Genomic DNA, 24,892 nt, shown 5'->3' on the forward strand with positions numbered 1-24,892 from the left:
TGCACCAGGCTGTGTGACTGCACCTATTTCAGAATGAGTGGCTTCAATTATTTATCGACATTTTTGTAGAGGTCAGAACAACGGATGAAAATTCAGACATTGAGTTGTAATAACCTACAAACCGATTTGTCTCGGCTGCCTCGTATGTATCAAGGTTTTGAGCCCACCGATAAGCAATGGGCTGATAGTACAACTCAGCTGTTACTTGAAGTGGACCACCTGAATCCTGTACGTTCACCCGATATCGAATTCGATCACCTCCTCCGATAAAATTGTCGTCCTGATCTGCAGACCCGTACGTTGCGATATCTTCATCAGCTGTAGTTTTGTCGAACCCTTTCGGCAAGATTCGGTTGTCTTTGATGTACGTGATAGCTGTCAAAAGCCCGGTTGTGACCTCGCCTTCAGGGTCGGCAAGTATTGCCTCATAAATTTGAACCTGATCCTCATCGGTGATTTCTGAATAGTGCTGCTCGTAACTGCTTGCATCACGATCATTATCATTACCGGCAATGGATCCATTTGGTTGAACAGCACCCGATTCAAATACTACATTTTCATTCTGATCTGTTACTGTAAAATGTATCCAGGTCCGCCTTGAAGGATATGCCGTTGGAAGTTTATGCCCGGCAAGGTTTTCGACATCCACATCAACAACCAATTCATCACCAGCCACTCCTGTATTACTAATTGAAATATAGGCTGACTTCGTTTGAAGGTGATTGATCGTTCGGTTGATAGCAGCGTCCATCTCCTGCGGTAACGCCTGCACTCCAAGTTCATCCCGATAGCGATTGAGCATACTCTGCATGAAGAAATTACCGCCTCTGAATGAGTGTTTTGAGACATTTTCACGTGGTTGCCCCCAAACGGATGAGATCGCGGTGCTCCCCTCCACTTCGGGCATATGGCAGGATTGACAACTCTGATCGTCTACAAAACTACTGTGTTTCCACTCGAGGTATGGAACCTGTTCAGGAAGTTCGCCAATCACTTCTCCTTCGGGTCCCAAAGTATGAGTGTAAAGTGTATGACAAGTTGCACACATTTCCGATTCTATCAGATGCTTCGATTCTACCTGCATAAAACCGGAAGAAGAGTGCATAATTCTTGATCGCCCTTGATCCACTGTATAAGGACCGTAAATTTCTCGCTGACCCATCGGTTTTTCAGTGTCAATGATGAAACCACCGACAAAGCTTTCCCGCTCTCCAAAATTATCAGGTTGTATTTGATGGCATGTGGTACATGATACCCCATCAACGGCCAGTATATTTTGTTGGGATATGGCTTGATTCGCCGGAAGATTTGCAAAAACCCGGCTCATCTCGCCCATGGCCTGAGCCTGTGTATGGGCCATTGGCATATGGCAGGTTGAACATTCATTTTCAATAGCAGCCTGGGATTCGGGGTGATCCATCACTTCTCGCCGAACTGCTGCATGCCAATAGGGATCGCGTGCAGAATTCGCCATCATGCTGGCCCGCCAATTGCTCCCAAAAGAGATATCCTCGCCCGACGGAGATACTAAATTGTTATGACAGTTCATACAGTTATCACCCGTTGAGAAAAGAAGCATCTGTTGTGCAGTTGCGAGTTCCATCCCGTGAATTTGTGGTCCAGGTTCAGGATTCTCAGTTCGAAAATTATTAATACTGATGCCTAAAGCCATCGTCAAAATTGGAAGTGAAATTATGATCATCAGGTTTTTATACATCTCTTTCTCCCATTGATTAAACTGTTATTCTACTTGATAATTCATCTCTTCCGTTCACCATCCTTCAAAAAAACCTCCATCGAACCAATCCCAAAGAATGTATACCATCACTTGTGAATCTCTGCTGGTATCATCCACCGGAATCCTATAACCAATATTCAGCATTACATGTTGGCGTTTATTGAGTGTGATCTGCATTTGAGGAACCAGGTCCCAATGAACTTCAGTACCGGACTCTAACGCTTTAGAGCCAAGCACTTCCACCATGGGTGACCACGTACGTCCCCACGGATTGGGATTAAAACTCTTGCCCAATGCTGCCCTCCAAAAAGCCTCATTTTCAGCTTTTTCTTGCAGAACAGGGTACTCAAGTCCTGATTGTACATGCAAAAAGCTACCCGCCGGCAAAAGCTGTCCGAAAGATGCAAAGGGTTCTAAAACCGTGGTTCCTTTCCCAAAGCCTGTTGCTCTATCACCCGTCGGTAAAATTGCTTCGCCAGTCAGGCTAAAGATTGTACCGCTATTGTAATTGTGATAAAATACACGTTTCACACCAACGGCCATATCCCCCAAATGGCCGCCACTCCAGCTGCCACCCGGCATTTGGCTGTAACCGAACGGAAGTACGATCTCTATTTGATTGCGTGCCCCAAACCGTTGTTCATAAACAATTTCGTTGGTTAATGCACCTTCATTTTCTATATCAATAAATGAAGAGATAACAGCTTCATCTTCCGGGTAGGCTTTTTCAGTCACCAATGCTCTTGGAAGGTTCAGCTCGCCTCTTGGCCAGTTATCATTTCTGCAAAATGTTCGAACATGATTCATTATTTTTTGAAGTTGCTCAACGGTCAGTGCTTCCCCAAATGACGGCATCTCCGTTGAAAAACCCCGGGTGGGTCCGCCTTGATGTGCTACGGCTACCCAATCCCCGTCCGGTTCACGATTCGCAAAATCACAATCCGTAAAATCGGGGGGCGGTGTTTGCAAACCGAGTTGTTTTACAGACCCTCCTTTACCATCCACACCATGACAATTCGCACAGGCCTGCATGTAAAGTTCTTTACCTGAAAGTGGTGATTGTGGAACAACCGAATTCATCTCATCAACTGAATCAGATATCTCTGTGGAATTGCTTGTTTTATTATGATCCGTGTAATCGAGTGCAGTAAATGCGAAAAACACGAAGGTTGAAGTGAGAATTACTAAAAAAAGGTAAGTTTTTTTATGAGGATAACATCTCTCCATGGTTCTATCCCTCTGTAATATTAAATCTCTTTTATTTAATGTAACCCAAATAATATTGAGATCAATTTTAAATTAAGCTTTTTTAATGGCTTAAAATAGAATGGCATCCTTCAAAACCTGCTATCGATTTTGAGCAAGCTGCGTCATGTATATTTTTTTCGGAAATTATTGATGGTTTCATCACTTCCAACGACAATGAGCTGATCTTCTTCAAGAAGTTGAAAGTCAGGTTGCAGCTCTGAAATGAGTTCTCCATTCCTCTCAACCGCTACAACTGTACAGCCTGTTTCGGCCCGAATATTTGCATCCTGGAGGGTTTCTCCACTCAATTTTGGAGCCTCGGTTCGTACAACTTCGTACATCGTATCCGTGGATAGGATTTCGTCATCTTCCATCAACATGGAAAAGAGCATTCTGCCGGTAACAGTTGGCAGAGAGAGTACATAGTCAGCCCCGGCTCGATAAACTTTACCGGTGTTATCCACGTCATTCACACGGGCAATAATCTCTACATCGGGATTCATTTGTTGCAAAACAAGCGTGGTAAAAATAGCAGTTCTGTCATCATTCACCGCCAGGATAATTGTAGATGCTTTATCAATGCCGGCCCTTTTCAAAACCTCTTCTTCTGTGATATCGCCAACAAGATCTACTCCCTCCTTTTCTGATTTGTCGACCACTAAAAAATCAATCTTCCTTTTTCTGAAAAGTTCGGAAATAGTCCCTCCCACTACACCTAGTCCGGCTACAATTACCGGGCCTTCTGCCTGGTGAAGTTTTGAAACTGTTTTTGCCCGAAACTCGGTGAGTTGATCATGAGATCCCGCCAGCAGCAAAATTGTATGATCGGTAATCACCTGGTCGGGTTTAGGATTAGAAACAAAATTTCCTGAAAACCATGCACCGATTATATTCACTCCATATCGTTCACGAATCTCAGATTTCTCGATCGTTTTCCCGACAATATCGCTATTCGGCTCGATGAGAATTTCGGTCAGCTCAAGTTCATCACTCAATTGAGTAACTCCCTGCAAATCTTCTGTAATAGAAACCACTACCCTCTCAGCCAGGCTTTTTCCCAAGATTCGGCGTGGCAGGATTACATGAGTGGCTCCAGCATATCGATGATATGGAATCATATTCTCTTCAGTAGCTACACTCAAGATTTTCAGGTCTTTATCCAGTGCTCGTCCCGCAAGGCAAATTAATGCATTATTTTCATCATCCATGTCGGCAACTAAGGCCCGGGCTTTGTGAATATTTGCAGCTTTCAGGACATCTTCATCCGATGGATTGCCAAGCAAAACGGGAACACCATCTTCATGCAGATCTAAAACAGCTTCCTCGTCAATATCAACAATCACATAGGGTATCGATTTCGATTGGAGTTCTTCCCGCAAGATAGAAGCTCTTCGGGATATGGAACAGATAATCACATGATCTTCAAGGTTCAACTCTTCGGGAGGGCGCGGCTGTATGGCTTCTCGGATCATAGGTAATACAAAAAGAGGAAACGCCAGGAATACAAGTATCACACCGGTCATATTCATCCATATCACAAAAATATTCATAAAGTCGCTGGTCCATGGAGAATCTCCACCATAACCCGCCGTTGTAACGGATTCTATGACGACCTGGAGCGAGTGGATGTAACTTTTTTCAAATCCCTCAAAAACGGCCATCCCCCACTGGTAGATCAATCCGTAAATTAAAATGAGGCCAACAACAAAGAGTCCGGATCGATATACCTTTCTCCACCAATCATTCAATCCATAAAAAAAGTAAACATACACCCCGGCTGAGACGACTCCTGCTAAGAACACATAGTACATCAGCGAACTTCCATCCAGCATACTTTTAACGTGAATTTTAAATTGACGTATACTGCAAACTACATCAGCAGTGGAACTTATGAAAGAAGAACTGTTAAATGATTTTTTAAAAGATCTTCATCCCGACTGGCGTTAGGCTTCAGCCCCTTTACCGGCACAAGTTTTAGCCAAAACGTAACTTATATCCCATCATTTTTGGCATCTATTCACTACTTTTCCCGTTTTGGTCTCTTAGAATTCCAAGCAATTACTGTATTGTAAAATCAGACTGCAGCAAGGCCTCCCAATTCGATGAACCTCCAATAAACACCGAATACTGCATATTTTCGACCTCCCAGGCTTTAACATCAGGATTGTACCATGCAAGGTCTTTTGCAGCAACAGGAATACTAACTGTTTTTGTCTGTCTTGGATTGAGTCTTTCTTTTTCAAATCCACGGAGGAGTTTAACAGGACGTTCAACCATTGAATTTTCAAAACCGATATAAAGTTGAACGACCTCTTCTCCCGTCATCTCACCTGTATTTGTAACATCCACCGAAACTAACAGGGTGTCGCTCTCTGCAAGCCGGGTTTTATCTAACTGAAGATTCGAGTATTCAAAATTCGAGTAACTCAATCCAAACCCAAATGGATATGCAGGTTCATTATTTTCCTTATCCAGCAAGGTATATCCGTGATAATATCCATAATGAATAGAATCGATATCTGCCTGGAAAAAAGAAAGGTGTTCTTCATCTTTTGGAATACTCAATGGTAACTTTCCACTTGGATTTACCTTTCCAAACAGAATATTCGCCAGAGCTTCACCACCCATCATACCAGGGTACCAAGCCATTAAGATTGATGGTGTCAATTGATCCCAGGTATTCGTCATAATTCCGCTTCCTCCAATCAGAGTAACAACAGAATTTTGATTTACAGGTAGTGATTCCATCAACAGGTTTTGATCATGCGGTTTCAAAAATAGATTTGGTCGGTCACCACCTTCTCCCCATTGATTTTCAGGAGCAACTTCAGGATCACCGGATGTAATATATTCACCTTCATCCTCAGATTTATATCCAACTACATACACCACTGCATCTGCTCGTTCCGCCGCTTGCCTGGCTGATTCAATATCTGTACCGTCGTCAAAAATAACCTCAAAACTACCGTTGCTGTAGTCCTGTAGTCCTTTCAACATGGTAATGATATATGGCGGATGCGTACCACTGCTTCCGCGATCTCCCGTGTGATCTGAATCAGCAATCTCCCCGATTACTGCAAGAGATTCAATCTCACCGGCGGATAACGGAAGAAAATCATCATCGTTTTTCAACAATACCATGCTTTTTTCAGCCACTTCCAGTGCAAGTTGCTGGTGCTCTTCAGATGCCAGGATTTCATCAGTGTACTCCTGGGTATCGGTATTTGTGATGTAAAGTAGTTTTGTTCGAACCACACGGCGAACCATCTCATCAATTTGATCTATGGAAATTTCACCCGACTCAATAGCCGGTTTTAATTCTTCAGGTGTGTAATGTTGATCAAGCGGCATCTCTATATCCAATCCTGCATTCACACCTTTTACCCCGTCGCGTAAACCAAATAGCCAATCTGAGGTTACAAAACCCTCAAAATTCCACTCATTACGCAAAATATCGGTCAGCAGGTACCGGTTTTGCCCCGCAAACTCGCCGCGAACCTTGTTATAGGCACTCATGATGGATGCAACATCTGCATCAACAGCCATTTTAAAATGTGGAAGATAAACTTCCCGAAGCGTTCGCTCATCCACAGATACATCTACCTTGAACCGTGATTCTTCGATACTGTTTAACGCATAGTGCTTGGCGCATGCCATCACGTTGTGCTGTTGAACTCCATTGATCAGCGACACACCCATCTTCCCAAGGTGCCATGGATCTTCTCCAAAGGTTTCCTGTGCTCGTCCCCACGCCGGATGCCTTAACAAATTGATACAAACACCCCCAAAATAGTTCGCACCGGCGGCTCGTGCTTCCTTCCCGATCGCATCTCCGACTTGAAATTCAAGATCCCGATCCCAGGTAGCCCCGCGTGCCATTGCGACGGGAAATGCCGTTGCCTCCGTCACTACAACTCCCCTGGGGCCATCGGTAAATGTGAACGGAGGAATGTTCAATCGCTCGTTTTCGCCCGACGCAACGATGGGAATCTTCTCAAACACCAAAACTGATGTGAGTCCGCTTGCAATATCAAGAAAAGACATATCCCCGGTCATTTGACCGAGCTTTTCTTCAAATGTCATCTGAGATACAAGGTCAACGGCGATCTCATCTGCTTCCGCGTACGTGAGGTTTTCAGGCCAGTATTCATTATAGGATTTGGGATCCGGTGAGGGAGCTACAGATGTATATAAGATTAAACCACCGGCGAGGAACAGAACAATGAGAATCAAAACGCCGATGATTATCGCAATAATTTTAAAAATTTTTCTCATGTCATCTATCCTTTTTTATTTGATACGACTTGATCTCCTCAAAAAGGTTCTAATTGAACTCTTCTCTCTAATTACAAAAGAAACATTAAATTTACGTGAAGGTGTTTTTCGTGACAATCTTTAAAACCCCATTCAGATATACCTGTCTATTTGCTTATGGATTATCAGAGTGCTTTCAGGCAGCGAATTTATTTTCAATATTCATTGCAGATTGCGCATCCGGATAGGTAATACTAAACAGGATAACATGGCCCCTGATTTATGAAACTCATTCAAATCAAATAATGAGAGCTCTAACTCTTTCTCGCCGGCAATCTTTTCCATAAATGCTCTCTTTTTCTTTTCAACTTCAAAATATTGATCGCCCTTTTTTAGATTCTCAACACGGGATTCTGTCAAGATTGTTGATCCGCAGCGAACACTGTTTGTAGCACCCCGGTATGCAAGATCAATCGGCACGTCAATAATCCGGCAGTGCTTTTCAATGGAACGAATGGTTTCTTTATCACAAATCGATGTACACAGAAGAACTGTTTCCTCATCAAGTACAAACATAGCGCAATCAAGGTGAAAAAGATGAGGGTCGTCCAGTTTGATGGAGATCACTTCAGCTTGAAATTGGTCGATCATCCATTGATGCGACTCTTTGGAGGACCGTAAACCATACCCACCAAAATAGACATTACCGGACAGGTGTTTAAAATCCGCCTCGCCCTCAAAATAAGAACCCGGCATATGGACTTCGTACCCAAGTTCACTAAAAAAACTATTGCCTACAGCTGATTCTCCCTGTCGTCCCTCTGCCCTGAAATTAGATACAATTGCAACCGGGTTTTCAAGGTGGTTGAGAATCACGCCGATGTTTGATACAAACGTCAGATCCTGAAGTTGTTTTGATGAAGGGAGCAGGTAAACCAGCGCATTATTACTCAAACTTCGATACAATGTGAGCCATTGATCCATCGCCCGGTTGAAATCAATTTTCCGCTCTTCATCCGAAAGCAGAGACATAGTGCGGTTGTTGGGAATATTGGTCTCCAGTGTTAATGGAGGATTCATCAAAAACACCGGTTCTTTCGTTCGTGACAGTACTTGTCCCACCATCTATGAACACACCTCATTTTCAGTGACGAGGTAACTGTGGATTCCCTCTGCAAGAATGATTGCAGTGTCACGACCAAAATCCCCTCCTCCAATCGTTTTGCCGATATCCAATAAAACCGGTTCCTCGTTGTTCATTACAAAATCAATTTTGCCATAGTCTAGCCCAAATTTATTTCTTAAATGAATGATTTTTTTGGGCATTTTTATTTTCTTAGACCTCAAATGTTTATCCTCTTTTACAATAGGATCTGAACCAACCGTTTTGAAACAGATCATCTTGTCGCCCAGAAAATAAGCGTTGCGAATCACAAATCGAGAGTCTTCAATTTCAGGCAGAAATTGTTCAACTATCCAGTCTTCGTCATTCCAGATGTATTCAGGTACCTGATCTTTATGCTCAAAGACACTGAACGATTCCCTGTATTCCGTTTTAACGTATCGCCTGGAATCGGTATTAATCAAGTTTAATTTTATCCCGGCATTTCTTGTTTTACGGACAACTTTTCTTGCAAATCTCATTACCGAACGCCGCTTTGGCAAAGCTTGATTATAGATCTTTGCCTCGGGTATCCCTCCACAATTTTTATCGGTCTTCACAATTACGTCCCCGTCATAGTCATCATTCGGTTCAACCAGGTATTGACTGATTGTTCGTTTCCGAATATCTGTGACACTTAGGTTGAGAGTAACCGGGAATTGCATTGCATATCGTACATATTCATCCGGTACGACAGAAAGATTTACATGCATAATAGCCAGGTCAGCCTCTATATTTTTTTGCAAGCCATTTATAAAAACGACTTCATGCCCGGCTTCACGCCAGCACCTGGCAATCACTTCTATAAAGTAAACACGCTGTTCCCCTTGGAAATCCTTCTCGTGCTGAATGACTACAATTTTCATTATTGATGAGTAAAAACTCTTACAGAATCCATCAAGCTAACAAGACTGCCCAATCAATGTTTTATCAAAGAATGGTAAAGGTTTTATGACCGACAGATTCTAGCCAATGCAGTTTTATTAATTGAAGCATCAAACATAGTTCAAATTGATTCGGCATTCAAATATTTTGAATATTTCAATGAGTGCCTACTTGCAAATAAGAGTTCTACATCAACATCCGGCTCATCTCTCAGTGCAGCGTCACTTGTATCTGTCACCGCTGCCTAAAAAACCCCATCCATGTAAGAGCTTTATAGGTAGGATAATAAAGTATAGCTGTGATCGTAATCATCGGCAGGCTACCAAAGGTGATTTGCCACCCTTGTGCAACTTCCATAATTCCTGAAATTACAGCTCCAAAAAATATCGCCCCAAAAAATGCGAGAATCCCTCTTAAGAGTTTGTCAATGATATCTTCTTTGGGAGTCTCAGATTCCTGACTGACCGGCTTTGCTTCGTTCTCCCGTAATTTAACATTCCCCTTGTTTTCTGCTGACGTTTTATCCCTGAGTGCGTTTTTCAGTGAACGATCTTTTTCCATGGGTTCCTGATTTTATCAATTTGATTCCTCGATCATCATACGGGTAATCAATGGTTTAGGTTTGATCGTTCAGATTTGTGATTCAATATAACTTACTGTGGTTTATTTTTTGACCGAACGGGCTCAGTTGTTCAGTGTGCGTCACCTGCGCCTACCCATTATTAATCACTCAATTTCCCACCGATATGTCCGATGGGTTTTGTGATGATAACACCCCAATGCTTCTAAACTTCGCTGCATCAGCCAGTTTTTTTCGCTGACCCACGTTCCCTCCAAATATTCAAGCGTGGGTGCGGCAGCTTTAGTCATCTGAATTCCGCGGACAAACGTCAACGCCTCGAGCCCCATCTTCCGGTATTTGGGAAGTGTTCCGTAAACAGTTGTTCGGAGATGTTTAGCCCGTTTCTTGAAACGCATAATTTTTGGATAATGCCACCAGCTCAGGCGGCCTTTCGTCTCGGCAGAGATCTCATTCAGATCGGGTACGCAGACGACAAAGGAGGCCGGTTCATCCCCCACAAACGTAATGATCACACTGTCGGGAATCATAATTTTTTTTAGCTTTTGAACCATCTCCTGTACTTCATCCCGGCCCAGTTCATTAAACTGTTGTTCTCTTTCGGCAATATCCTGGTCGCGCCATGCTTCGTTATAGATTTCTCGAATATATTCAGCATCCCGCTCCAGGTTATTCATATCGATAGATCGCAAACGTACCCTGGGCCGGCTCTCAATCCTGTCGGTTATTCGCACTAATCGACTTGGCAGCGGTTTATCGAACTCACGTTTATAGCTCCAATGATCGTCCAGTTTTTCGGCACCTGTATTTTCAAGGAGTTGTTTGTAGTAAGGCGCATGGTAAAACATTCCATAGATGGGCGGCTCCTCAAAATTCTCAACCAACAGCCCCCAGTAATTAATGTTCTCGCCAAAGTTAATCGGACCCCGAAACGCTTTATAACCGCGGTCGGCATGCCATTGTTTGACAAAGTCAATCATGCCATGGGCTACAGACTGATCATTAATCAGCTCTACAAATCCAAGTCCGCCCATTTTTGGGTCGAATACGGCATCCCGTTCGGAGTGGTTCATTACGGCGAAGCGTGCCACAAGCCGATCTCCTTCGAACATCAGGTATCGCTCACACTCTCCCTTTTCAAAAAAGGAGTTTTTGTCCGGATCAAAAATATTCTCGATCTCAAAACGAAGGGGCGGAATCCAGTTTGGTTCATTCTTATAAATTTCAAACGGAAAGGAGTGAAAAAGATCGATCTCCTTTTTCCCGGTAATCTTCTCAAAGCGGTATCCCATCAGAGTAAATCTATTGTTAACTTGTGGTCAAACGAGAACCTTCAAGCGTCCGCAGGTCCTTGAAGCATTCGGTGTAATGTGTCAATGCTGTCAGCCCCGAGAAGTCGAGGGCATGATAACAGGTCGTTTCATTTACAGCGGGAGAAAAAAACCCACCCTCCGTCTGCTGACGGAGTACTCCCCTCAGGGGGAGAAAAATAAAGTACAAGCCCCAAACGGATTGTACAAACACTGAAATCAGAAGGAATCAAAATATTGGGAATATTAAGTAACATAACATCTTTGAGAAAACGTGGTATGATTGTTCTCCTGTTATTGATCTCCTGTACGCTATCCATCTACCTGTTATATATTTCTGACCCCACACCGGTTTATCACTTGGAATCTCCACGACAGATCGATTCACTCATCACTGAATCCTTTCGTGAGTTTGACATCCCAAACGGGCAGGTCAGAACCCAAAATATTCGCATTGACAGCACTTTTACCCGGAAACGGTTCACTGTTGAAGTTCCTCCCACTTTTTCAAAAACCTCCTTTCACTACAGGCTTCATCAACGGCTTTGGCCTTACAGCGCTGAAACGATTGGCAGAGTTGAGTTCCCTGATAAAGATCTGCACCTCCACGTTCAGTACAACCAGACCATCCTCCGAACGATCTACTTGTACTCCGAGTCGAGTGATTAAAAAACGAATTTGTGAAGATTGGGAATTGTAGATTTGACCGAATTCGCATAGATTATACCTTTTTAAGCCTAACCTGCCGAATTATCAATGAGCAATCAGAACCAGGATATCACATTGTTACTCAACAGATTACAAGATGAGGATTCCAATCTTGTTGAAGAGATTTATCCCCTGGTTTACGATCATCTCCGGAACGAGGCTCATTATCAACTGCGGCGAGAGCGTGCCGGGCATACTCTCCAAACAACTGCTTTGGTAAACGAAGCATATCTTAAAATGGTGGATCAGGAAAAAGCAGATTTTAATAATCGGACCCATTTTTTAGCTGTTGCCGCTCTTGCAATGCGCCGAATTTTAGTCAGTTATGCTCGAAAAAAGAATGCCCAAAAACGAGGAGGAAAAGAGCAGGCAGTGACTTTTAACGATGGAATGACACCGTATGAAGCGCCACTAACTGAATTGCTGGACCTTGAAGAACTTCTTCAAAAAATGGAGGAAATGAATGAACGTCAGGCCAAAATTGTGCAATATCGTTTTTTTGGCGGACTCACGTACAAAGAGATAGCAAATGTGGTTGGCGGTACCGAGCATTCAGTGAGATATGACTGGCGTGTTGCACGAGCATGGTTGAAACGGGAGTTGGGTTGATCCCAACAAATCGGAATTCGTTACGTCGCTAAATCTTTAAATCGTTAGATCAGATGTTTTACAGACATTAATTGGGTGGATTTTTATTGATTTATCGATTTTTGAGATTTCTGTTTTCGGATTTAATGATTGTATTTGATTTCGCCATTTAAGATCATTTTCGCGCGTGTAGTATAAGAACGGAAATCTCCCCTCTTGGGAGGGGACAGATGGTGAAACGTTCTGTGAAACCATCAGTGGTGGGTTCACGCTTATGCCGGTACCCAGGAAACACACCCCGAGTTCATTCGCTAAACACTCATTTCATTTTCCCCTCTCAAGAGTGGAGAATATATTTTTGCCATCTAAAAAATCAAACATTTAAACCATGAACCCAGACCAATGGCATCGTGTCCAGTCACTCTTCAAAGAGCTTGTTGATTTAGATCAGGACACCCGAATTGAGCGCCTTGAATCTGTTAAAACGGAAGACCCTCTTCTTTTTGAAGAGTTGATGTCACTTTTGGCCGCGGACTCTGACGATACCTCTCTGATAGATGGATTTGCCATCGACCAGCTTGATATCTCACAACTTATCGATCATGAAGGTGAACAGATCGGTCCCTTTCTAATTGCAAAGACGATTGGCTCCGGTGGAATGGGTAGTGTGTATTTAGCTCATCGTGTGGAGGGCGGTTTTGATCAAACTGTTGCTTTGAAACTGATAAAAATTGGAATGGGTTCTGAACAGGCGATTCGCCGGTTCGAATCAGAGCGAAAAATTTTAGCACGTTTACAACATCCACATATCGCGAGGCTGGTGGATGGCGGAATGACCGGCAAAGATCACCCATGGTTTGCTATGGAGTATGTGGAGGGCGAAAATCTTCTCACCTACTGCGACCGGCTCAACCTTTCTATAGAAAAACGACTTGAGCTTTTTCTCGATGTAACTGAGGCCGTTCAATACGCTCACAAAAATTTAGTCGTGCATCGGGATTTGAAACCCGGCAACATCATGGTGACCGGCGACGATAGTAAACCGTTGGTGAAACTTCTGGATTTTGGAATTTCACAGATCATGGATGAATCAGAAGCGGATCAAGCCGGTATTAAAGCGATGACACGAGCCTATGCCTCACCTGAACAGCTCAACGGCGAATCCACCTCTACGGCCACAGATATCTACAGCCTGGGTGTGATTTTGCATCAATTGATATCCGGTTCTCATCCAAAAGAGGAGTTCAGATCAAGAAATTCTCACCCAAAACCATTTGATAAAGAACTGGCAGCTATCTGTGAGAAGGCGATGCAAAACGATTCCTCCGGTCGTTTTCAAAATGCCTCTGACTTTGGAGAAGAGATCGACGCGTGGCTGAAGAACCGCCCTGTTTCCTCTTACTCTGTAAAACCAATGTATCGGTTCAATAAATGGATGAAACGAAATCGCGCGGCATCTCTTATTGGAATATTTGCTTTTATTGCCTTGGCGGCAGTGGTCTTGCTGTATACAAATGAGCTCCAAAAAGAAACTGAACGAGCTCAACAGGAGGCCGAAACATCAGAACAGATTGCCGGATTTTTACAGGGATTGTTTGAACTGACCGATCCCGCTCTCTCTCGTGGTGATACACTCACAGCATTCACCATGTTGGATCGAGGAGCTGAACAGATCGAAGAAGATCTTCAAAACGATCCCGAAATCCTGGCTCGAATGTACGATGTTTTGGCCGAGGCTTATCTGAACCTTTGGAATACAGAAAAAGCGGAGGAAATCTATAAAAAATCGTTAGCGATTAAACAGGATATCTATGAAAATGATCATAATGAAATCGCTAATAGCTTCCATAATATCGGCCATATTTATGTTCAGGATGGCCATTTTGAGCAAGGTGACTCTTTGCTTACTGCCGCATTACAAATTCGCCGATCTACCCTTGATCCGAATGATCCGGCCATAGGATTAACACTCCAGCGGCTCGGATTTTTGAAACTCCGAACCGGTCAAATAGACCAGGCAGAAGAACTTTATACTGAAGCTCTCAGGATTTTTGAAACCGGCACGGACAATCAGTCTGTGATGGAAGCGGCGTCACTTGTCAACAGTCTCGGCATGATTCATGAAAACAGGGGTGAATATGAAAAAGCCGTTTCCAATTATCGGGAAGCGGTCGAAACCTTACGCGCTATTGAGGGAGATGATCATCCACGTGTCATTAATTACCTATCCAATCTTGGATATTCGCTGAATCTTTTGGGGAAATCCGAAGAAGCAGAACCCTATATAGCGGAAGCTATAGAAGTTGCAAAACAAGTTCGCGGGGAACGGCATCCACACACGGCTTTGGCAATGAATGAGTATGCAAACTTCTATTTTTCTCAGGGAGAATATGAAAATGCTGAAATAATGTTTAGGGAGATTCTCGATATATACATTGAGACTTTTGGTGAAGAGCATCCCGCCATTCCGGTGATCTACAATAACCTGGGCAATACCCGTAATAATCTCGGTGATTTTGAAGCAGCCCTCGAATACCACCAATATGCACTGGACCGCCGGATTGAACTCTATGGAGATATTCACAGCGAAACGGCTCAATCATTCGCAAACCTGGCCACCACTTTTAGCGACATGGAGCGATATGAAGAGGCGTTGGAATACTACAACAAAGCGCTGGATATTGAAGTGCAAGTATACGGCGAACTCCACCCCGAAACAGCTTACAGCTACGAAGCAATCGGCAATGTGTACAAATATATGGGCCAAATGAACGAAGCCGAACAGAACTACCTGAAAGGATATGAGATTCTATTGGAAGTGCTGGGTGAAGAACATATTGAAACTGAGAATGCCCGAGAGCGGTTGGTGGAATTATATGAGGAGACTGGGCAGGATGAGAAAAGAGATGCTTTTTTGGGAAACTAAGTATTAAAGATCAGACTCTATACGAAAAACAATATAAAGACTCCTTTTTAATAATGGATTCTGATGGAAAAACAGTGATGGTGCTGATTTTCGATGAACTGTCGGTCCATGAGACAGATGTCTGATGAATGGTTTTATGTCAGTTTGAACCTGCTGTTGTTGATAAACAAACGCAATGAATGAATGTGCCTCAAATAGCCGGTGAAACTGAAAAGTTGTCTATACAATTCATTGCTTTTCAACTTTAACCACTCCGTTCCATCGCGCTTAATATATCGGTTCGCATTTCTTTTGATTTAACAATTTTTGAGATATTCGATTTCCGACGTAGCGATTTGAGAAAACAGATTGAGAATCGCTACGTCGCTACATCTTTAGATCGATAAATCAATCACTACTCATACATCACCTTCAACTGCTCCACAAATACTCCCCGGTTATCCGATTCGGCATTACAATCCACGAGAGAGAAGGAAACAATATCAACTTGCAATTTACACTGCAGTGATACCTCAACTCTGTAAAGTTCATCCTTGGTAAGATTCAACTCATAGGATTCACGAATACTGCTCTCTACATCTAACTTTTGGAGAGCTTTAAGCCCACTGCCAATTCCATCACGTTCAAGTTGACGTGAAAAAATTTCTGAACCGGTACTGCCATTTGGATTCATATGACGAACTCGGAGATGTACGATCATTTCTGTGCTTGATGAAAGATTGATCGCCGATAGCAATGTCCCCTTCCAGTTGATATCTACCAGTAAGGAGGCTTCATCTGCCTTTGCATAAAATCTTGCATAGCCGACTGCGGTTGCACTTTTTGTATCGCCGGGTCCTGCTACATTTACAGTCGTTCGCGATAACATTCGCTGATTTCCAATATCTGTAGCCGCGTATTCTGTCCACCGGGCATTACCCTCATTTTTCCCTGCTGAAGAGGAGGTAATACTCAGTTCCTGGTCCTCAATAATCTCCGGTTCCTCCTCTTCGGGACCGACTCCGTTATCGCTGCAAGCAGTACTGATGACGAATAATAAACTGAATAAGAAAAATAAATCTCGGACCTTCTTTGATAATGGTTGGTTTAAAGCTTTCATGACATTGAATATTTAGTTTAAAAAATGGGTTACCTCTATACGCGCAAAGCGATGAGATACCGGTGAATATTTTGACCCGATCTTATGATGAGATATCACTTTTAAGAAAAACCCATCTACTTTTGAGCGTTTTTTAATGGAAATAATGCGGGACTTAGGGTGGGTCCAAAAAGGTTTTTATAAAAGTGTAAAACGCAAACCAACTGTAATTCCCATCACATCTATTGCAGAGCTTTCTTCACTTCCCTTAAACCCGTGCATATATCGAAAGGCTCCATAAATTGACGTTCCGGGATTTAGGATGTAATGTGGTGCAATGGTAAGGCCAACTTGAGGACTGACATCCTTATAGGTACTGAAAGCTTGATACTCAATAATGGATGCCCCCCCTGTTGCCATAAGTGGAATGTGAACTTTTTCAGCTGCAATATATTTGTAACCCAGTGAGCCAAAAAAACCCATACCACTTGAAAAGTTTTCACTGCCTACTGTTTCAGATACCACGTAGATAAAATCAAGCTGGCCAATAAAATTTTGATATTGGAGATCGCCAAAAATACCTACCGTGGTACCGGAATCATCATAATCACCAAAACTTAAAACAGGTGCATAACCGACTGAAGCTCCTACTGAAAGTGAAAGTTGATCGCTATAATTCAAGTGTTGGGCATAGCCGTTCGGCACATAGATTAAAAATGTCATAGCCAGTATCATCATGTATTGCATAATTCGTGAGTTCATAATCAGGATATTTATTTTTTTTGGATGGTATTCACTTTCTATTCGCGCAAAAGAATTGAAAAGCGGCGAATTTATTTCTCAGTCGATTTATGAGATTGGCAATTCCTGATTATCGACTCTGTAAGAATATTACATGATTTGTCACCGATCATAACTCAACATCAATAAATATCAATTAGATCTGCGTTCAGCCCTGCAAATCTTGATGCCCTCGTTAGCGGAATGATTTCTGAAAATCCATCTTCAGTTTTTAATAAAAATTTCATTCACTTTTTTGTGATATCAAATAAAATTCTCATACTAAAAATAGATCAATACATTTAAGTACAACAATTTTATACTCAGAGTGGAGCGAATTATGGTAATCAAAAAAGTTCTCGAACAACTCGAATCATCCAACAGACCTGTAGCTAAAGCATTTCATACCGGTGATCATTTTAAAGTATTGGTTTTTGGTTTTAAGAAGGGAATGAAACTACAAGACCACAAAACGCATCAACCCACCAAATTGTTAGTTTTGAGTGGTGATTTGATGTATCATCATAACAAAAAAGAGACCCGACTTAAACAATACGACGAAATAGATATACACCCGGAAGTAGATCATTCCCTCACCGCTCTGGATGAGAGTATTGTGCTTCTTACCCAGGGGAAACACTTCTGAAACTTGCCAAAATTCGTTGGAACTAAACAAGTACTTCCTCAACTTCTTCAGGAAGCTGAGTTCGGATATGGTCCATCTGGCCTTCTGAGAAGTATCTCTCCAGCGAATCTAAAACAATGGAAATGATCTCCTCGGTAGACTTATTCCAGCTGAACTCTGTCTCACCATATTGTTCCTGAAGGGTCTTAACCCTCGATTTCATCTCTTCCATTGTGGTGTAATCATAAGGCGGAGTTTCATGATATTTCCACCCCATTGTATATATACCCTTCAGAATCATGGGCAGCGGTGAAATCAAATCCAAAGATTCTGACATTTGAATTCGATCACGGATCGCACGCATCACAGCACGCCAAATAATCATTACACGCTGCTGTTCTTTAGGATGTCCGAGATCTTCGGACAGTTCCGTGATGTACTCCTGGGTTTCGTGAAGATATTTTTCTAACTCAAGGCTTGAATATTTCATAATCGTGACGATTTTATGATTTATTCTCTCTCTCTAAATTCACTCTCAAAAAAACAGGAAACTTATGAGCATTTCTTTAAAATGTTGAGATCCAATATCCTAAAGCTCCCCTGAGTCTATTTAAAGGTCGGTTTTCCAAATAATTTGTCGATGTTTAGCCACCGACCTGATTGAAATATTTCATAAAGTGTGATTGATCAAAATATCATAACCCCGGACCAACGGTGCCTCATTTTTTTACTCCCGATCAATGTGACTCGCATGAATTTTTTTGGGCTAATTATCAATAGGATTAGTTTTTCAAAAATACTGTTGATATTGCATTCAATAGCAATAGAATATTTAACGGAGATTTTTCTTGCGTTACGTCAGCCGATTGATTTGATTTAGCGAAATAACTTTCAAATCTAAATACCTAACAAAAATGTGCGGCATAGCGGGTTACATCCAGTCATCAGGCAGAGTATCTAAGACAGAGATTGTTTCAAATATGCTCGCCAAATTAACACATCGAGGTCCCGATGATCAAGGTTTGTGGAGGCACAAGAATGTTTCACTGGGTTACACGCGGCTAAGTATTCTGGATACGACTGAGAATGGTAATCAGCCATTTATAACGAACGATGGCAAAGGAGTTCTCTGCTATAATGGCGAAGTTTATAACTTTCAGGAAATTCGTAAAAAATTAATAAAAGAAGGAGTTCAGTTTAAAAGCAGATGTGACACTGAAGTTGTACTCTATGCTCTTCATATATGGGGACCCAAAAAAGCTGTGAGTATGTTTAACGGCATGTTTGCTTTTGCATACCATAACTTAAAAACAGATACACTCTGGCTGGGCCGTGACAGTGCCGGGATTAAACCTCTATACTTATCCACGCAGAATGGAAATACTATTTTTGCATCCGAGATAAAGGCTCTTTTTGAACATCCATCCATTGAGTGCAGGCCGGATATGCACACTGTCGGGAATTATCTAAAAAATTCAAAACTAGCCCGGAGTACACCTTTTGAAAAAGTTACTGAGATGCAACCCGGTACTCTTTTACAAATTCAAGCTGGTGAGGTGTCTGAATACACTTTTTTTGACGTTGAGCAGAATATAGACGTAGAAAGAATTCTGGATAAACAACACAGTTCAGCAGAGAGTCTCATGTCTGAATTAGAGCATATTGTTCGTGCAAGTGTCAACTCGCACATGATTAGTGATGTACCTATTGCTGCTATGTGCAGCGGTGGGGTTGATTCCAGTTTAATGGCTGCATTTGCATCTCAACATAAACAGGATCTGGTTGGCTATGTTGCTGATGTCGAAGGTGTAGAAATCAGTGAAAAAGAACGGGCAGAACAAATTTCTAATCATTTAAACATTGAGTTACGAACTGTTCCTGTAAAACGCAGAGATTTTCTGAGGCTGTGGCCCTATGCCGCTTACCACAATGATGAACCAATCTACTTCAAACAAAATATGTTACATCTTGCTGTAGCTGAAAGAGTTCAAAAAGATGGCTTTAAAATTTTGCTTTGTGGTGAAGGTGCCGATGAACTTTTTGGCGGTTATCATTGGCAAGCATCTGTATATGATATGTGGAAAATTCGAAGAAAAAGGAGCAAATTATTTCCGGATAATCGATTAACCAGATTCTTGATGAGGTTCTTGCCATCTCATCCCCCATTAGACCTGGATCAACTTCAGAAGGAACCATTCAGGTACCTTTCGCCGGATCCGCCGTATGGAGAAATTCCTCCCCAACACATCATATTCATTGAAGAGGCAAAAAAACAACTCCTGCGAAAGTCTTTTATGAACAAGTTGGAACCTCTAAAAAATATTGAAGACAGAGCTTACCTGGCCCGAACTTTTGAAGATTTCATCATTCACCTGGGAATCTCTTTGAAATGTAATGACCGGATGAACATGGCCAAATCCATAGAGTCCAGAGTTCCATTTTTGGATACGAGATTAATAGATTTTGCAATGCATCTCCCGGCTCATGCCAAATATCGCGACGGTATCACAAAGTTTCTGTTGAAGAAATTAGCCGCCCGTTATTTACCTCCGGAGTTGATGTACAGGAAAAAAGTCGGATTTGGTTTTTCTAGTGATCATTGGATCGGAACCATCGATTTTTTAAATGATGGTTGGGTTGAACAGCAGTTGAAATGGAGTAAAAAAGATATGCCGTATATCAGTGAGAAAATTATGAAAGATTCTAACCTCCTGTTTAAACTTGTGACAACTGAGATCTGGGCTAAGATATATTTTGGCAATGAAAAAATTGAAAATCTTTCTGAAAAGATGCAGTCTTTTGCCTGAGACAGCTATTTTTTCACTAATTATCCGCTGCGGTCAAGCGTATTGTGCTACTAACCCAGTGCAAACACTTCTGAACTTATTACTTACCTGATATTTCAAGTTATATATGAGACCTAAAGATTGTCTAAATAATCTTTCGGGGTCCGGCCCACGATCTTTCTGAAATCTTTAATGAAATGTGACTGATCAAAGTACCCCAAATCCATGGCAATTTGAGGCCAGTTATCTGTAAATCCGGATGCCATTTTCTCAGCCGCTTCATGTAATCTGTATCGCTGAATGACCCATTTCGGGCTGACTCCAACATAGTTTTTAAATAATCGCTGTAGAGTTCTTTTACTTATCATAAACCGATCGGTCAAATCATCCACTTTTAGTATGGAGGGATCATCTTTTACTATGTCCAGGATATTATTGATATTTTCAATCTTTGAATCTCTTTCAGGCAGATAGTTTATCAAAAAGTTTTCCGCCTCTTCGATCATATGTTGATTCTTTTTATGACCGAGGATCTGTGATTCTATGATCTTGATATCTTCATCAAATACATCCGTAAATTCTAACTTGGCATCTGTAAAACCCGAAACCGGTTTTTGATAAAATGGATAAAATGCACCAGGCCTAAATTTGACCCCAACTACTTTTCCCTTTCCATCCAACCTGCGTGTATATTTGCCACTCACAACTCCCCAGAACCATGTGTTTTCTTTTTCAAATACAAGATGTACAGACGGATGTGACAGAATATTCTGATCATATGGTTCTTGTCCCCGAAGATCCCACTTCACAATCCAATAATGCTCCACAAAAAAAGCAAGTTTTTCGCACGGACAGAATCGAGAAAGACTGAAGTGATCGGCTCCAGATTCTTTATACAAAATTCCGCGAGGTTGTTCGTTTTTAAATTTTGACAAGATTTGTCGTGTTTTTACAATGTAGATTATTAAGCAAACAGTATATTTGCTTTAAATCAAACTGAATTTAATTTACTTCTTAAACTGAAAATCAATGAGCTCAGTTATCAAAACCACATTCAAAATTGAAAGCTGGAATGAAGAAACATATTCGCAGGCGAAAGATGGGCCTGCAGTTTTTCGTGCAAGTGTTAGCCAAACCTATTCAGGAGACCTCGCAGCAAAAAGTAAGATCGAATATTTAATGACAACCTTTGCCGACGAAACCAGCACATTTATTGGAATCGAGGAGGTACTTGGAGAACTGGAAGGGAAAAGCGGAAGTTTTTTACTGGAACATGATGGCACTCACAGGGATGGAGTTGCTAAATCGGATTTCGTAATTATCCCACACTCCGGATCGGGTGAACTTGCCGGAATTCGTGGAAAGGGTAGTTACGAAGCCACTCATGAAACCGCTGAACTAACCCTGGAATATGATTTTGAGGAAACTTGATCCCTGATTTTACTATGTCTGATGGCGTACTTTTTTTCGAATCCCCTGGCGGTTTCCGGGAATGGCTGTCTGAATACCACGATCAAAAAGTGAACTTCTCGAATAGTTTTGCAGAGAAAATGACCGGTGTACCGGAAACGGTCGAAATTGGAGAACGTAAATAAGATGGTCGAAATGACTTCAAAATAATCTTTCCGCAGAACATACCAGTTTGGAAACTTCGGCAAACAGTTGGAGGTCGCCTTTCGACGGGAAAAGTAGAATAAAAAAAATAAGTACATAACCATGTACTATGAGTGGGACTTTATCTGCTGGTTGAGCTGATTGACAATATCGTTATGTAACTTGTGGGAAAATTTGGTTGATTTATAGCAACCGTTTCGAAATATCCATTTTTTGGTGTGAAACCCGTACCACTACAATATAATTCATCTCTTTTCTGAAGAATACAATGTGGCTTTCGTATAAAAAGCTCATGTATCCACTTTTAATGTCAGGACGTGCTTGTCCAATCGTATCGGGGTTTTCAGATGCTTCCTTTATTTTACCCTCAAGACCATTAAGATATTTTTCTGCCTGTTCTTAATCCCACTCCTCTAGTGTATACGTCCAGATTTCCCGGATATCTTCTTCTGCCTTTCGGGTTAAGGTGTATTTTCTCATCTTTTTTGTTTTTCCTGATGGATAATATCAGAAACAGAGTTATTACTTCTCCCGCTTTTTTCTCCCTCTTCCAGCAGCTCAATTAGATGTTTTCGTTTTAGATCATAGAAAAACTCTTCATATCTGTTCATCTGCCTCAGTGCATCTCGTATTACCTCACTTGAATTATTATAAAGCCCGGACTTTACTTTATCTTTTACCAGTTTCTCTAATTCAGGAGTTAATGAAATATGCATGGGAACCTCTTTTTTATTTCAAAAAAATACAAATTTTGTTAAAGTTTGTATACTTGAAAGTACTTATTCACCACTGAACATTTAAACCTGAAAGAGATTGTACAGAGTGTATCGTCTCAAATAGCTGATTTATATGGTTTGCATAGCTTCTATAAGATCCGCGAAGTTTTCGAAACTTCGAAGATCTGGAAAAAGAAATTTCACCACATCGACCTCTGCCCGTTCGACTCCGTAATCTCTTTGAGATTTGATCTCTCCAGATTCAGCAGATATTTCTTCCTCCAAAGCCCGCCTCCGTACCCGGTGAGTGATCCGTCGCTTCCGATTACTCTGTGACACGGAATGATAATCGCAATCCTGTTATCTCCGTTTGCCGTTGCCACAGCTCGGATCGCTTTCAGGTTTCCAATTGCAATCGCCTGTTCTTTATATGATCGGGTTTTACCGTACGGAATGGTCTTTAACTCGTTCCAAACCTGTTGCTGAAAATCACTTCCGGGAACATCAAGCGGTACTGTAAATTCTTGCCGATCTCCATCAAAATACTCAGCGATTTCGTTAGCCGTTAGTTCGGTGATTTCATTCGAGCCGGGCACAAACGTGCAATTGTAATATTTTTGCAATCGTTGAAGTTGAGTTTCCAGCATTCGCCGATCTATGAATTCCAATAAACAAAGAGCTTCATTTGTAGTTCCGACCAACATCGGGCCGAGAGGAGTCGTAATTCTGTTTATGTGAATAACGGTCGTGTCTTTTCCTTTCTTTACCGGTTTCCCTGTTAACTCTTTCATCGCCTCCCGAAATCCACTGAGAGAATTGTACCCATGATCATATGCCACTTGGGTAGCATTCTCTCCATGTTTGATTTGACCGAGAGCATTGCCCAAACGCCGCAATCGAACATATCCGTGAAAGGTTGTGCCATGATGTTTTTTAAACCACCGCCGTAACCGGTTCGGATTTATATCCATTTCTTCAATCTCCTCATCGGTCCATTTTCGGGTCAGGTCCTCCTCTACTTTCTGAAGTATAGTATCGATCCATTTCGGGGTTTCTCCATTGGCTTTCAATGGTTTACATCGTTTACACGGACGATACCCGGAATAAAGAGCGTCCTTGGAAGTTGAAAAAAACTCCACATTTTTCAGCATTGGATTTCGAGCCGGACATGTGGGGAGACAAAAAATACCTGTAGACTTCACCCCAACAATGAAGATTCCCTCAAACGAGGCATCTTTCGTAATAAGTGCTTTGTACATTCGCTCACGGGATGGTAACTGTTTTGACATGCCTTTCAAGAATTTAAAACATCCATAATTAGTCTGATAGAGAGTACATATTCAAGAAAGATACATTCCACCGATCAATTGTCATTGATATTTTACTTTTGTCGTTAATCTTCAATGAAGTTGCTAAAATTTAAAAGAGTTGGCGTAACTTTACGGTTACATAAATATTTGTAACTAAACAGCTACATATTCAAAAAAAATTATGCAGCAAGATGTTTACCAGGCTATCGCCGACCCGACGAGAAATTATCGATTTAACTGCAGGTCAATCACTTCCGGTAAATGAAGTGGCTGACCAGTTTGAAATCAGCCGGCCGGCAGTTTCAAAGCATATAAAAACATTAAATGAATGTGGCTTGGTCGTAATTCGGAAGAAAGGCCGAAACCGATACTGTCGTGCTGATGTAAGGAAACTCAAAAAAGTATCGGATTGGGCCGAGCAATACCGACAGTTCTGGACTCATAAACTCAATGCCCTTGAAACCTTACTGGCTGAAGATGAAGAAGAAAATAATTAAAGATAGAAGGTGTCATTATGAAGAAAACCAAAACTAAAAAGCAAAGATTTTTACTCCAAAGTAAAAGGCACAAAAGATTTCAGTGCT

General features: G+C 41.7%; 22 protein-coding genes and 1 pseudogene. 8 read left to right on the plus strand and 15 right to left on the minus strand.

Annotated elements, in window-relative coordinates:
- Nucleotides 1-43: 43 nt before the first annotated feature.
- The 8 genes from L6773_RS13825 to L6773_RS13860 all read right to left on the minus strand — a co-directional run bounded on the left by L6773_RS13825 (nt 44) and on the right by L6773_RS13860 (nt 11,159).
- Complete coding sequence (locus L6773_RS13825; RefSeq protein ID WP_237855026.1) at nt 44-1,717, minus strand: cytochrome c family protein; 1,674 nt, start codon at nt 1,715-1,717, stop codon at nt 44-46.
- A 54-nt stretch (nt 1,718-1,771) separates the two neighbouring features.
- On the minus strand, nt 1,772-2,902 hold the full coding sequence (locus L6773_RS13830; protein ID WP_237855027.1) for a c-type cytochrome: 1,131 nt from the start codon (nt 2,900-2,902) through the stop codon (nt 1,772-1,774).
- A 206-nt stretch (nt 2,903-3,108) separates the two neighbouring features.
- Nucleotides 3,109-4,818: a potassium channel family protein gene (locus tag L6773_RS13835; RefSeq protein WP_237855028.1), complete on the minus strand. Its 1,710-nt coding sequence runs from the start codon at nt 4,816-4,818 to the stop codon at nt 3,109-3,111.
- Between the two features lie 226 nt (nt 4,819-5,044).
- Complete coding sequence (locus tag L6773_RS13840; protein ID WP_237855029.1) at nt 5,045-7,261, minus strand: beta-glucosidase family protein; 2,217 nt, start codon at nt 7,259-7,261, stop codon at nt 5,045-5,047.
- 201 nt (nt 7,262-7,462) lie between these two features.
- Nucleotides 7,463-8,320 (minus strand): dimethylarginine dimethylaminohydrolase family protein, encoded by an 858-nt coding sequence (locus L6773_RS13845; RefSeq protein WP_237855030.1) that lies wholly within the window; start codon nt 8,318-8,320, stop codon nt 7,463-7,465.
- A gap of 45 nt (nt 8,321-8,365) precedes the next feature.
- Entirely contained in the window at nt 8,366-9,268 is a 903-nt protein-coding gene (locus tag L6773_RS13850; RefSeq protein WP_237855031.1) for a hypothetical protein, read from the minus strand.
- Nucleotides 9,269-9,521: 253 nt separating this feature from the next.
- Nucleotides 9,522-9,848, minus strand: a complete 327-nt coding sequence (locus L6773_RS13855; protein WP_237855032.1) for a hypothetical protein — start codon at nt 9,846-9,848, stop codon at nt 9,522-9,524.
- A gap of 165 nt (nt 9,849-10,013) precedes the next feature.
- Nucleotides 10,014-11,159, minus strand: coding sequence for a hypothetical protein (locus tag L6773_RS13860; RefSeq protein ID WP_237855033.1), 1,146 nt, complete (start codon nt 11,157-11,159; stop codon nt 10,014-10,016).
- Nucleotides 11,160-11,441: 282 nt separating this feature from the next.
- On the opposite strand from L6773_RS13860, the gene L6773_RS13865 reads away from it, so the two are divergent.
- The 3 genes from L6773_RS13865 to L6773_RS13875 all read left to right on the plus strand — a co-directional run bounded on the left by L6773_RS13865 (nt 11,442) and on the right by L6773_RS13875 (nt 15,399).
- Entirely contained in the window at nt 11,442-11,846 is a 405-nt protein-coding gene (locus tag L6773_RS13865; RefSeq protein ID WP_237855034.1) for a hypothetical protein, read from the plus strand.
- Nucleotides 11,847-11,933: 87 nt separating this feature from the next.
- Nucleotides 11,934-12,494: an ECF-type sigma factor gene (locus tag L6773_RS13870; RefSeq protein WP_237855035.1), complete on the plus strand. Its 561-nt coding sequence runs from the start codon at nt 11,934-11,936 to the stop codon at nt 12,492-12,494.
- 367 nt (nt 12,495-12,861) lie between these two features.
- Entirely contained in the window at nt 12,862-15,399 is a 2,538-nt protein-coding gene (locus tag L6773_RS13875; protein WP_237855036.1) for a serine/threonine-protein kinase, read from the plus strand.
- 394 nt (nt 15,400-15,793) lie between these two features.
- Here L6773_RS13875 and L6773_RS13880 read toward each other — a convergent pair whose 3' ends face one another.
- Both L6773_RS13880 and L6773_RS13885 read right to left on the minus strand, forming a co-directional pair.
- A complete protein-coding gene (locus tag L6773_RS13880) occupies nt 15,794-16,498 on the minus strand; it encodes a hypothetical protein (RefSeq protein ID WP_237855037.1) in 705 nt (234 codons plus the stop codon).
- 177 nt (nt 16,499-16,675) lie between these two features.
- Entirely contained in the window at nt 16,676-17,239 is a 564-nt protein-coding gene (locus L6773_RS13885) for a hypothetical protein (RefSeq protein WP_237855038.1), read from the minus strand.
- Between the two features lie 358 nt (nt 17,240-17,597).
- Here L6773_RS13885 and L6773_RS13890 point away from each other — a divergent pair, with 358 nt between their 5' ends.
- Complete coding sequence (locus L6773_RS13890; protein ID WP_237855039.1) at nt 17,598-17,903, plus strand: cupin domain-containing protein; 306 nt, start codon at nt 17,598-17,600, stop codon at nt 17,901-17,903.
- 22 nt (nt 17,904-17,925) lie between these two features.
- On the opposite strand, the gene L6773_RS13895 is transcribed toward L6773_RS13890, so the two are convergent.
- A complete protein-coding gene (locus L6773_RS13895) occupies nt 17,926-18,372 on the minus strand; it encodes a DUF2267 domain-containing protein (RefSeq protein ID WP_237855040.1) in 447 nt (148 codons plus the stop codon).
- 424 nt (nt 18,373-18,796) lie between these two features.
- Between L6773_RS13895 and asnB the strand changes: the two genes are divergently transcribed.
- Nucleotides 18,797-20,689, plus strand: coding sequence for an asparagine synthase (glutamine-hydrolyzing) (gene asnB / locus L6773_RS13900; protein WP_237855041.1), 1,893 nt, complete (start codon nt 18,797-18,799; stop codon nt 20,687-20,689).
- 113 nt (nt 20,690-20,802) lie between these two features.
- On the opposite strand, the gene L6773_RS13905 is transcribed toward asnB, so the two are convergent.
- Nucleotides 20,803-21,603 (minus strand): helix-turn-helix transcriptional regulator, encoded by an 801-nt coding sequence (locus tag L6773_RS13905; protein ID WP_237855042.1) that lies wholly within the window; start codon nt 21,601-21,603, stop codon nt 20,803-20,805.
- A 94-nt stretch (nt 21,604-21,697) separates the two neighbouring features.
- On the opposite strand from L6773_RS13905, the gene L6773_RS13910 reads away from it, so the two are divergent.
- Together L6773_RS13910 and L6773_RS13915 are read left to right on the plus strand one after the other, a co-directional pair.
- On the plus strand, nt 21,698-22,099 hold the full coding sequence (locus tag L6773_RS13910) for a DUF3224 domain-containing protein (RefSeq protein ID WP_237855043.1): 402 nt from the start codon (nt 21,698-21,700) through the stop codon (nt 22,097-22,099).
- A gap of 14 nt (nt 22,100-22,113) precedes the next feature.
- Complete coding sequence (locus L6773_RS13915; RefSeq protein ID WP_237855044.1) at nt 22,114-22,263, plus strand: hypothetical protein; 150 nt, start codon at nt 22,114-22,116, stop codon at nt 22,261-22,263.
- A gap of 202 nt (nt 22,264-22,465) precedes the next feature.
- On the opposite strand, the pseudogene L6773_RS21760 reads toward L6773_RS13915, so the two are convergent.
- The 3 genes and pseudogenes from L6773_RS21760 to L6773_RS13925 all read right to left on the minus strand — a co-directional run.
- Nucleotides 22,466-22,666: pseudogene (locus L6773_RS21760) on the minus strand (type II toxin-antitoxin system RelE/ParE family toxin); the annotation flags it as partial.
- A gap of 92 nt (nt 22,667-22,758) precedes the next feature.
- Nucleotides 22,759-22,998, minus strand: a complete 240-nt coding sequence (locus L6773_RS13920) for a type II toxin-antitoxin system ParD family antitoxin (protein WP_237855045.1) — start codon at nt 22,996-22,998, stop codon at nt 22,759-22,761.
- Between the two features lie 200 nt (nt 22,999-23,198).
- A complete protein-coding gene (locus tag L6773_RS13925; RefSeq protein WP_237855046.1) occupies nt 23,199-24,287 on the minus strand; it encodes a bifunctional transcriptional activator/DNA repair enzyme AdaA in 1,089 nt (362 codons plus the stop codon).
- Between the two features lie 212 nt (nt 24,288-24,499).
- On the opposite strand from L6773_RS13925, the gene L6773_RS13930 reads away from it, so the two are divergent.
- The gene (locus L6773_RS13930; RefSeq protein ID WP_237855047.1) at nt 24,500-24,805 is read left to right on the plus strand and encodes an ArsR/SmtB family transcription factor; all 306 of its coding nucleotides are present in this window, start codon (nt 24,500-24,502) and stop codon (nt 24,803-24,805) included.
- The last annotated feature ends 87 nt before the right edge of the window (nt 24,806-24,892 follow it).

The sequence above is a fragment of the Rhodohalobacter sulfatireducens genome (assembly GCF_022012475.1).
Taxonomy (GTDB): Bacteria; Bacteroidota; Rhodothermia; order Balneolales; family Balneolaceae; genus Rhodohalobacter; species Rhodohalobacter sulfatireducens.

Coding starts and splice junctions, on each gene's coding strand:
- L6773_RS13825 (WP_237855026.1), bottom strand. CDS start 1,717: ATGTATAAAAACCTGATGATCATAATTTCACTTCCAATTTTGACGATG.
- L6773_RS13835 (WP_237855028.1), bottom strand. CDS start 4,818: ATGCTGGATGGAAGTTCGCTGATGTACTATGTGTTCTTAGCAGGAGTC.
- L6773_RS13840 (WP_237855029.1), bottom strand. CDS start 7,261: ATGAGAAAAATTTTTAAAATTATTGCGATAATCATCGGCGTTTTGATT.
- L6773_RS13845 (WP_237855030.1), bottom strand. CDS start 8,320: ATGAATCCTCCATTAACACTGGAGACCAATATTCCCAACAACCGCACT.
- L6773_RS13850 (WP_237855031.1), bottom strand. CDS start 9,268: ATGAAAATTGTAGTCATTCAGCACGAGAAGGATTTCCAAGGGGAACAG.
- L6773_RS13855 (WP_237855032.1), bottom strand. CDS start 9,848: ATGGAAAAAGATCGTTCACTGAAAAACGCACTCAGGGATAAAACGTCA.
- L6773_RS13860 (WP_237855033.1), bottom strand. CDS start 11,159: ATGGGATACCGCTTTGAGAAGATTACCGGGAAAAAGGAGATCGATCTT.
- L6773_RS13870 (WP_237855035.1), top strand. CDS start 11,934: ATGAGCAATCAGAACCAGGATATCACATTGTTACTCAACAGATTACAA.
- L6773_RS13875 (WP_237855036.1), top strand. CDS start 12,862: ATGAACCCAGACCAATGGCATCGTGTCCAGTCACTCTTCAAAGAGCTT.
- L6773_RS13880 (WP_237855037.1), bottom strand. CDS start 16,498: ATGAAAGCTTTAAACCAACCATTATCAAAGAAGGTCCGAGATTTATTT.
- L6773_RS13885 (WP_237855038.1), bottom strand. CDS start 17,239: ATGAACTCACGAATTATGCAATACATGATGATACTGGCTATGACATTT.
- L6773_RS13890 (WP_237855039.1), top strand. CDS start 17,598: ATGGTAATCAAAAAAGTTCTCGAACAACTCGAATCATCCAACAGACCT.
- L6773_RS13895 (WP_237855040.1), bottom strand. CDS start 18,372: ATGAAATATTCAAGCCTTGAGTTAGAAAAATATCTTCACGAAACCCAG.
- asnB (WP_237855041.1), top strand. CDS start 18,797: ATGTGCGGCATAGCGGGTTACATCCAGTCATCAGGCAGAGTATCTAAG.
- L6773_RS13910 (WP_237855043.1), top strand. CDS start 21,698: ATGAGCTCAGTTATCAAAACCACATTCAAAATTGAAAGCTGGAATGAA.
- L6773_RS13915 (WP_237855044.1), top strand. CDS start 22,114: ATGTCTGATGGCGTACTTTTTTTCGAATCCCCTGGCGGTTTCCGGGAA.
- L6773_RS13920 (WP_237855045.1), bottom strand. CDS start 22,998: ATGCATATTTCATTAACTCCTGAATTAGAGAAACTGGTAAAAGATAAA.
- L6773_RS13925 (WP_237855046.1), bottom strand. CDS start 24,287: ATGTCAAAACAGTTACCATCCCGTGAGCGAATGTACAAAGCACTTATT.
- L6773_RS13930 (WP_237855047.1), top strand. CDS start 24,500: ATGTTTACCAGGCTATCGCCGACCCGACGAGAAATTATCGATTTAACT.